General features: G+C 61.7%; 5 protein-coding genes and 1 pseudogene. 1 reads left to right on the top strand and 5 read right to left on the bottom strand.

All coding sequences use genetic code 11. From position 1 onward, the window contains the following. Nucleotides 1–53: 53 nt before the first annotated feature. From MESS2_RS08635 to glmM, 3 genes are all read right to left on the bottom strand, one after another. On the bottom strand, nt 54–818 hold the full coding sequence (locus MESS2_RS08635) for an outer membrane protein (RefSeq protein ID WP_008873797.1): 765 nt from the start codon (nt 816–818) through the stop codon (nt 54–56). Nucleotides 819–1,041: 223 nt separating this feature from the next. Then, nucleotides 1,042–1,884, bottom strand: a complete 843-nt coding sequence (locus MESS2_RS08630) for an outer membrane protein (protein ID WP_008873796.1) — start codon at nt 1,882–1,884, stop codon at nt 1,042–1,044. Nucleotides 1,885–2,119: 235 nt separating this feature from the next. Beyond that, a complete protein-coding gene (gene glmM, locus MESS2_RS08625; protein WP_008873795.1) occupies nt 2,120–3,472 on the bottom strand; it encodes a phosphoglucosamine mutase in 1,353 nt (450 codons plus the stop codon). Between the two features lie 1,107 nt (nt 3,473–4,579). Between glmM and MESS2_RS08620 the strand changes: the two genes are divergently transcribed. Next, on the top strand, nt 4,580–5,242 hold the full coding sequence (locus MESS2_RS08620) for a hypothetical protein (protein ID WP_244439913.1): 663 nt from the start codon (nt 4,580–4,582) through the stop codon (nt 5,240–5,242). A gap of 306 nt (nt 5,243–5,548) precedes the next feature. Here the strand turns inward: MESS2_RS08620 and ftsH are convergent, their stop codons facing one another. Together ftsH and MESS2_RS08610 are read right to left on the bottom strand one after the other, a co-directional pair. Next, nucleotides 5,549–7,474: an ATP-dependent zinc metalloprotease FtsH gene (gene ftsH, locus MESS2_RS08615; protein WP_008873792.1), complete on the bottom strand. Its 1,926-nt coding sequence runs from the start codon at nt 7,472–7,474 to the stop codon at nt 5,549–5,551. A 120-nt stretch (nt 7,475–7,594) separates the two neighbouring features. Continuing rightward, nucleotides 7,595–8,296: pseudogene (locus tag MESS2_RS08610) on the bottom strand (tRNA lysidine(34) synthetase TilS); the annotation flags it as partial.

The raw sequence follows: 8,296 nt of genomic DNA, 5'->3' as shown, positions 1-8,296 counted from the left end.
CGACGACTGTCCTAAGAGATCCGCCGCCAGCGTTTTCATGCATTCCGTGCCTGCTACCAGAGATCGTACCGCAACCCGAGCTTGACCTGATGGTTGTTGATCCCCTTGCGGATCGGATAGGACGTCAGGCTTTCGGCTGTCACATATTCAGCGTCTGGCGCGGAAAAATATTGATAACCCAGATCGACGGAAACGTTCTTGGACAGTTGATAGGCAAGGCCTGCATTCAGTGTATAGGCGAAGGAATACTGGGTCTTGTTGTCATGCAGGACGAAATCGTCGGTGTCGTCGCCATTGTCGGTGAAATAGCTCGCCGAGAGGCTGCGCTTGCTCTGGACGACACCGATGCCCGCACCGAGATACGGCGTGATCCCGACATAGGTGCCAAGATCGACATAGCCATTGAGCATGCCCGAGTAGGCGTAGTTTTTCAGAGCGCCGGACGCAACAGTCGCGGGGTCCGCGGTCGCCGAATCGTCATAGCCGACATTGATCTTGTTGCCAGGCAGATAGCCGAGATTGAGATCGGCGCGGAGGTAATCGTTGAAGTGATACCCGAAGCCGATGCTGGCAAAAACGGGATCCTCATTCTCGTCGAAGCTCGCCGGTGTGAAGGCGAAATCCTCATTCTCGAAGCTCTTTTGCGGCAGATAGGCGACATCGCCGCGCAGATACCATCCAGAGCCTACCTCCACCGGCACATAGTCCGGCGCCTGGTCGACATAGATCGGCGGATCGTAATCGGCGCCGAGTGCCTGCGACAGCGGCGTAAGCATGATTGCGGCGAGCGCCAGCGCTATGCGCGTTTTGAATGTCATGGTCCCCGACTCCCGAACTTGGCGCCATTCGCAAGCGCCGTCTCAGGAGGCATTGTTAACCATAGTAGTTAAGTGGCAGTTAAGGATAACAGGTCGTTATCGAATTGATTTCGATTGGCTTTCGCCAAGGGGTAAGATGAGGTCGGTTTAGACTTGGGAACCAGTCAAAACAAAAACCGCCCGGCTTGCCGGGCGGTTCGAAGATCTTTGCTTTTCGAAGCGTTTACTTCGTATAGACCGGCTCTGGCTCCGGAACATAGGGCTCCGGGGCTGGAGCACAATCCGAGTTGCCGAACTGGTAGCGCAGGCCGCCGCGCACTTCGTGCACATTAATGCCCTTGTCATAGCCGGGGCCGACATTGGGCAGCGAGGCGTAGTCGAACATCCTGCCGCCGTTGATGTGGCTGAAGCGGTAGCCGACATCGAGCTTGACTCGGTCGGTCAGGCAGTAGGATGCACCCGCCATGGCTGCATAGGCAAAGCGCCAACCCTTGCCGCCACGATGCTCGAAGGAGCCATCATCGTCGGTGTTGTTCAGCGAATCCCACTTGACCCAGGCGCCGCCGATGCCGGCGCCGACGTAAGGCGTTATGCCTTGCCAGGTGCCGATGTCGACATAGGCATTGGCCAAGAGCAGCATCGCCGAATAGGACGAAGTGTCGACCGAGGTGCAAGGGGTCTGCAACTCGCCGCAGAAACCGCTGGTCGAGCCGCGGAATTTGGATTTGCTCATCCAGTCCAGGGTGACGTCGGTGCGGAAATACTGGTTGATCTGGTAACCGACGCCGGCGCCGGCCGAGAAGGCACTCTTCAACTTGCCACTATCGAAGCTGCCAGTGCTGGGTGGGTCGCCATAGGTGATGTAGTCGGCGCCGCGAAACTTCGACCAGCGATAGCCGATGTCGCCGCGAATATACCAGCCGCCATATTGGGCCGGCTGTTCATAGACAGGCGCCGGCGGCGCCTGCTCGACCACGGGCGGCTCCACGAAGTCGGCGGCGAACGCCGGTCCGGCCACGCCCGCGAACAGCGCGGCAAAGAGGGCCATTCTTGCTGTATTGAACATGCTTGTCACCCCTAGGAACCTTCGGAACGGCGAATGCGTCCGGCTATGGTTGATTTCAGCGTGGATAATGAATCGCAAAGGTTAAAAGGCATTTAACCCTATCGCTTAACCACGAATCTTTAGAATTCCAGGGATTGGGGGGCCGCTGCTGCAGGCAGGTAGACACGCAGATCCGACGAAAAAGCCCGCCGGAGGGCGGGCTTTCAAATTGACTTCGGTCGGATTAAGCGCCGGATCAGGCGGCGCTGCGCGCTTCCGAAATGACCTCGACGATGTCATTGACGACGGCCTCGACCAGTTGCTGGTCGTCGCCTTCCGCCATGACGCGGATGAGCGGCTCCGTGCCGGACGGCCGGATGACTAGGCGCCCGGCCTTGCCGAGGCGATGGCGTGCATCTTCGATCGCCGCCTTGACCGGGGCTTCCTCAAGCGGCTTGCCGCCGGAAATATGGACGTTCTTCAGAAGCTGCGGCACCGGTTCGAACTTCTTCGACAGTTCGCTGACCGGCCGGTTCTGCCGCTTGATGCAGGCCAGCACCTGCAGCGCCGAGACGAGGCCGTCGCCGGTCGTGGAAAAATCGGACAGCACGATGTGGCCCGACTGCTCGCCGCCGACATTCAAACCATGCGCGCGCATGTGCTCGACGACGTAGCGGTCGCCGACCTTGGTGCGGTGCAATTGCAGGTTCATGTCGCCGAGGAAGCGTTCGAGGCCCAGATTGGACATCACTGTGGAGACGACGCCGCCGCCGGCCAATCGTCCGCTCTGCTGCCAGGACTCGGCGATCAGCGCCATGATCTGGTCGCCATCGACGATGGCGCCATTCTCGTCGACGATGACGACGCGATCTGCATCGCCGTCGAGCGCGATGCCGATATCGGCGCGCACTTCGTGCACCTTCTTCTGCAGGCCTGCCGGATGGGTCGAGCCGCACTCCTTGTTGATGTTGAAGCCGTTGGGGTCGACATTGAGGGCGACGACATCGGCGCCGAGCTCCCACAGCGCCTCGGGCGCCACCTTGTAGGCGGCGCCGTTGGCGCAATCGACGACGATGCGGAGTCCCGAAAGCGACATCGAGCGCGGCAACGTGCGCTTGGCGAACTCGATATAGCGGTCATGCACGCCGTCGACTCGCTTGGCGCGGCCGAGCCCATCCGAATCGGCAAGCGCCAGTTCGATGTCCTTGTCGAGCATCCCCTCGATGCGCTCCTCGATCTCGTCGGAGAGCTTGTAGCCGTCGGGGCCGAACAGCTTGATGCCATTGTCGTAGTACGGATTGTGCGAGGCCGAGATCATCACGCCGATATCGGCGCGCAGCGAGCGCACCAGCATGGCCACCGCGGGCGTCGGGATCGGGCCGAGCAGGAACACGTCCATGCCGGCGGCGCACAGGCCAGCCACCATCGCATTCTCGATCATGTAGCCGGAAAGCCTGGTATCCTTGCCGAGCACGACGCGATGGCGGTGGCTGCCGCGCTGGAACGAAAGGCCGGCGGCCATGCCGACCCTCATGGCGACCTCCGCCGTCATTGGAAACCTGTTTGCGCGCCCGCGAATGCCGTCAGTGCCGAAATAACTTCCTGCCATGCTAGCCACCTTCCTCGATGGTTCTTCCCGAGAACTCATGCCACAATTGGCCTGAGCCCCTATCATCACATTGAATGATTGTGCATTGCCAATCCTTAGAAAATCATTGTCCTGTGTACTTTGTGTCACGCCGAGGCTGTTGAGATTCAGACCAAGCCGAACTGAAATGCCGGCCTTCGAGAACCCAACCGGAATGCGCTACAAGCCACAGTCGCTCCTTATCAGGTCGAAAAGCAAGCTCGCAATGGCTTCAATACTTCCCCAGTCATTCCCTTTGCTCCACTCGAGCGTTGCTTCAGCCAGCCCTCAATAGTCGTTTCCATTCCGCCGCTCCAGGAATTTCTCGTTGAACGGCCTGCGGCAGGAATAAATAATCAAGGGCCAGATTGGCTCTATGTCACCAAACTGACATCCGTCCTGGTGCAGCTTCCAAATACTTGACCAACACTTCTCTGATCGGAGGCAAAGACTGGAACCGCCAATCAGCACGAAACCGAGCGTCGCGTGGGTCGTGGCCTTGTGCGGTGCGACAGCCAACATCGTTGCGTTGGTCGCCTTGTATCTCTACGGCAGCTACGTCGCCCAAAGCGAAGCCTGAACGCGGCCGGCCCTAAAGTTAGGCTGCAATCGGCAACGATTTCATCACCTTGTCGCAAAGAACGCGTTTTCTTGACCTCCCTGCAGTACTTTAGCATCTGGCGCAACCGCTCGTTGAGCGCTATTGATTTGTCAGGGACATAATATGGGCGGCAGCAACGGAGAAACGCCATGCTCATCCATCGACTTGCCACACTGACGGGCCTTGCCGTCGCGACCTTGTTCCTGGCGGCGCCGGCCAACGCGCTGACCATGGCCGAGTGCAGCACCAAGTACAACGCGGCCAAGGATGCGGGAACACTGAACGGACAGAACTGGAACCAGTTCCGCAAGGCCGAATGCGGCACCGACGCCAGTGCCACCACCACTGACACCAAGCCGGCCAAGAAGACGGCAAAGGCCACCGACACCACCAACGCCGCTGCCACGGACGACGCGGCGCCCGGTCTGACGGCGAAGGAATGCAGCGCCAAATATCAGGCCGCGAAAGCCGCCGACACTCTGAACGGCATGAAGTGGAACGATTTCCGCAAGACCGAATGCGCCGCCGGCGCCACGGCCGCGGCAGCACCTGCCAAGGCAACGACCAAGGCGGCAGCGGCCAGCGACGACGACGCCGCACCGGGCCTGACGGCGAAAGAATGCAGCACCAAGTATCAGGCTGCAAAGGCCGCCGGCACGCTGAACGGCATGAAGTGGAACGACTTCCGCAAGACAGAATGCGCCGCCGGCGCCAGCGCCGCGGCAGAACCCGCCAATACGACGACCACGGCTGCGACAACCACTGACAGCGGCAAAGGCCTCAGCATGGCGGACTGCAGCGCCAAATATCAGGCTGCCAAGGCCGGCAACACGCTGAACGGCATGAAGTGGAACGACTTCCGCAAGAGCGCGTGCGGCGCCGGTGCATCCGATGACGACACCGTGCCGGCTGCCGATGAGGCAAGCTACAACAGCGATCCGGAAACACCGACGGTCACCGCGCCGAAGGGCGTCAAGTTCCCGAAGGCGATCTCCAACAAATACAGCAGCGAAACCCCCGGCAAGGCGCGGTTGCACACCTGCCTCGACCAGTACTACGCCAACAAGGACGCCAACGCGCTGGGCGGCCTCAAGTGGATCCAGAAGGGCGGCGGCTTCTACAGCCTCTGCAATGCCGCGCTGAAGAGCTGATCGACCGCAGCACCATCTGAACGAACCGAAAGCCCGCGAACCGCAAGGTTCGCGGGCATTTTTGTTGGAGGCGACAATTACGCCTGCAGTGCTGACGGTTTGTAAAAAGCGGAAGTGACGGCCGATCTCCCCCGCAAGGGGGGAGATCGGCTCTCATCACGGCTTTCGCAAACCTTCAAATGTGGAGAGGTACCCGGTAAAGGGAAAGCGACGGAGTTTTCAAGATGCGACTGACTGTTGGCACCGTCCAAACAAAAACGCCGCGGTCCAAGCCGCGGCGTTTCTTCAATCAATCTCTCGCGAAGCTCAGCTTGACGGCTGGGGCTCCATGCCGCCTTCGGGCTCCGGGCCCTTCTTGCGGCGGCCGGACTTCGGCACGGCCGAGCCGCGGCTCGGCGGCGTGTCGTCGCCGAGGTCGCGCGCCGGCTTGTGGCCGGCGATCAGCTGCTTAATCTCCTCGCCGGAGAGCGTCTCATACTCCAACAGCCCTTGAGCCAGCGCGATCCATTCCTTCTTCTTCTTGGTCAGGATGGACTTCGCCGTCGAATAGGCCTCGTCGATCAGCCGGCGTACTTCGGCGTCGATGATCTGCGCCGTCTCTTCCGAGACGTTCTGCGTGCGCGCCACCGAGTGGCCGAGGAAGACTTCCTCCTGGTTGTCGCCATAGGCGACATGGCCGAGCTTGTCGGAGAAGCCCCAGCGCGTGACCATGGCGCGCGCCAGCTTGGTCGCCTGCTCGATGTCCGAGGAGGCGCCCGAAGTGATATTCTCCTTGCCGAACTTGAACTCCTCGGCGACGCGGCCGCCCATCATGATGGCAAGGCGCGAGATCATGTATTTGTAGCTCATCGAGTAGCGGTCGCCCTCCGGCAACTGCATGACCATGCCGAGCGCCCGGCCGCGCGGGATGATGGTCGCCTTGTGCAGCGGATCGGCCGACGGCACGTTGAGCGCCAGGATGGCGTGGCCGGCCTCGTGATAGGCGGTGAGTTCCTTCTCGGCCTGGGTCATGGCCGAAGAGCGGCGCTCGGCGCCCATCATGATCTTGTCCTTGGCGTCCTCGAATTCGGCCATGGTGACGAGGCGCTTGTTGCGCCGCGCCGCCATCAGGGCGGATTCGTTGACGAGGTTCATCAGATCGGCGCCGGAAAAGCCCGGCGTGCCGCGTGCGACCACCTTGAGGTCGACATTGGGCGCCAGCGGCACGTTGCGCACATGCACCTTCAGGATCTTCTCGCGGCCGACGATGTCGGGGTTCGGCACCACCACCTGGCGGTCGAAACGGCCGGGCCTGAGCAGCGCCGGGTCGAGCACGTCGGGCCGGTTGGTGGCGGCGATCAGGATGATGCTCTCGTTGGATTCGAAACCGTCCATCTCGACCAGCAACTGGTTCAGCGTCTGTTCGCGCTCATCGTTGCCGCCGCCGAGGCCGGCGCCGCGATGGCGGCCGACCGCGTCGATTTCATCGATGAAGATGATGCAGGGTGCATTCTTCTTGGCCTGGTCGAACATGTCGCGGACGCGGCTCGCGCCGACACCGACGAACATCTCGACGAAGTCCGAGCCGGAAATGGTGAAGAACGGCACATTGGCCTCACCGGCGACCGAGCGGGCAAGCAGCGTCTTGCCGGTTCCGGGCGGGCCTACGAGCAGCACGCCGCGCGGGATCTTGCCACCGAGCCGCTGGAATTTCTGCGGATCGCGCAGGAACTCGACGATCTCTTCCAGATCTTCCTTGGCCTCGTCGACGCCGGCAACATCCTGGAATGTGACGCGGCCATGCGCCTCGGTCAAAAGCTTGGCCTTCGACTTGCCGAAGCCCATGGCGCGGCCGGAACCGGACTGCATCTGGCGCATGAAGAATATCCAGACGCCAAGGATCAGGATCATCGGCAGCCAGGAGATGAGATAGCCGAACAGCGAATTGGAGCCGTCGGATTCGGGGCGCGCATTGATGGTGACGCTCTTGTCCTGCAGCCTTGAAACCAGTGACGGATCGCCCGGCGAATAAGTCTGGAAGCCGGTGGAACTGTCCGTATAGGTGCCGGAGATGCGGGCACCCGCGATCGTCACCGTCTTGACCCGGCCTGCCGCGACGTCCTGCAGGAACTGCGAATAGGGGACATCGCTCGATGCGCCGCGCGTCTGCGGCGTCTGGAACAGATTGAAGAGAGCGATGAGCAGGACCGCTATGATCGCCCAGAGCGCGAGATTGCGATAATTCGGATTCATCAATTGTCCCGTTGGTGTCCGCCGGCGGACACGCGTCATGAGAGGAAGCTTGAGCCTAACATAGGGAGGGCGCCTCGCCTTGCCAAGCAGAACAGCGCGTCTCGGTTAAGCTTTCGCCCATCATGGACCGGCACTGCGGCCGCCGAATGGCAGGGCCGGAGCGGGCGGTGCGCCGATCAGCGCGGCGACTACCCCGGCCGGCCCCAAGTCAAAAGACGGCAGGAAGCGGGTAAAGGGCGCCACGGCCGGCTGGACGGCGATCGCTGCCGAAACCTGACTATTCCGCGGCAAACCAAGGCATTCGCTGCCACGCCACAGCGCCGGTTCGGTCGCCAGCGCGGCGCGGACAAGGCTTGGTGGCGTGCCGTCCTGGGTATTTGCTTGCTTTGCGGCAGAGGCCGCCCCGAGGGGCGCGATCGACAGCGATGCGATCAACAATGCATCTGATTTGTCGCTCAATGTGATCCGCCGGGTGATCCGCCGGCGGCCATCCCAAAGGACATTTTCATCCACTGGAATCGCGGACGGCAGGTTGCGGTTCTCGCGGCGCAGGAAGATGCCGGCACCCCGCGCATCGACCGCCGTCCGCGACAATGTGGCGCGAAAGGGGGTGGCGCGAAACGGCTTGCCCTTCAGCCTGCCGAACAAGACTTCGCTGCGGGCCTGGTCGGGCAGGAAGCCAACCCCGCCGACGGTTGCCAGCAGTATCCGCAACGCATAGACGGCAGCCCGGTCGTCGCCGGATGCCGCAAAGTCTGGATCGAGGCGGATGAGGCCATCGGCCGGCTGGGAGGCGTGACTGCGGACCAGCGCGGCCGCGCG

Origin of the sequence: Mesorhizobium metallidurans STM 2683, from assembly GCF_000350085.1 — a bacterium.
Taxonomy (GTDB): Bacteria; Pseudomonadota; Alphaproteobacteria; order Rhizobiales; family Rhizobiaceae; genus Mesorhizobium; species Mesorhizobium metallidurans.
This window is presented reverse-complemented; position numbering and strand designations above follow the sequence as displayed.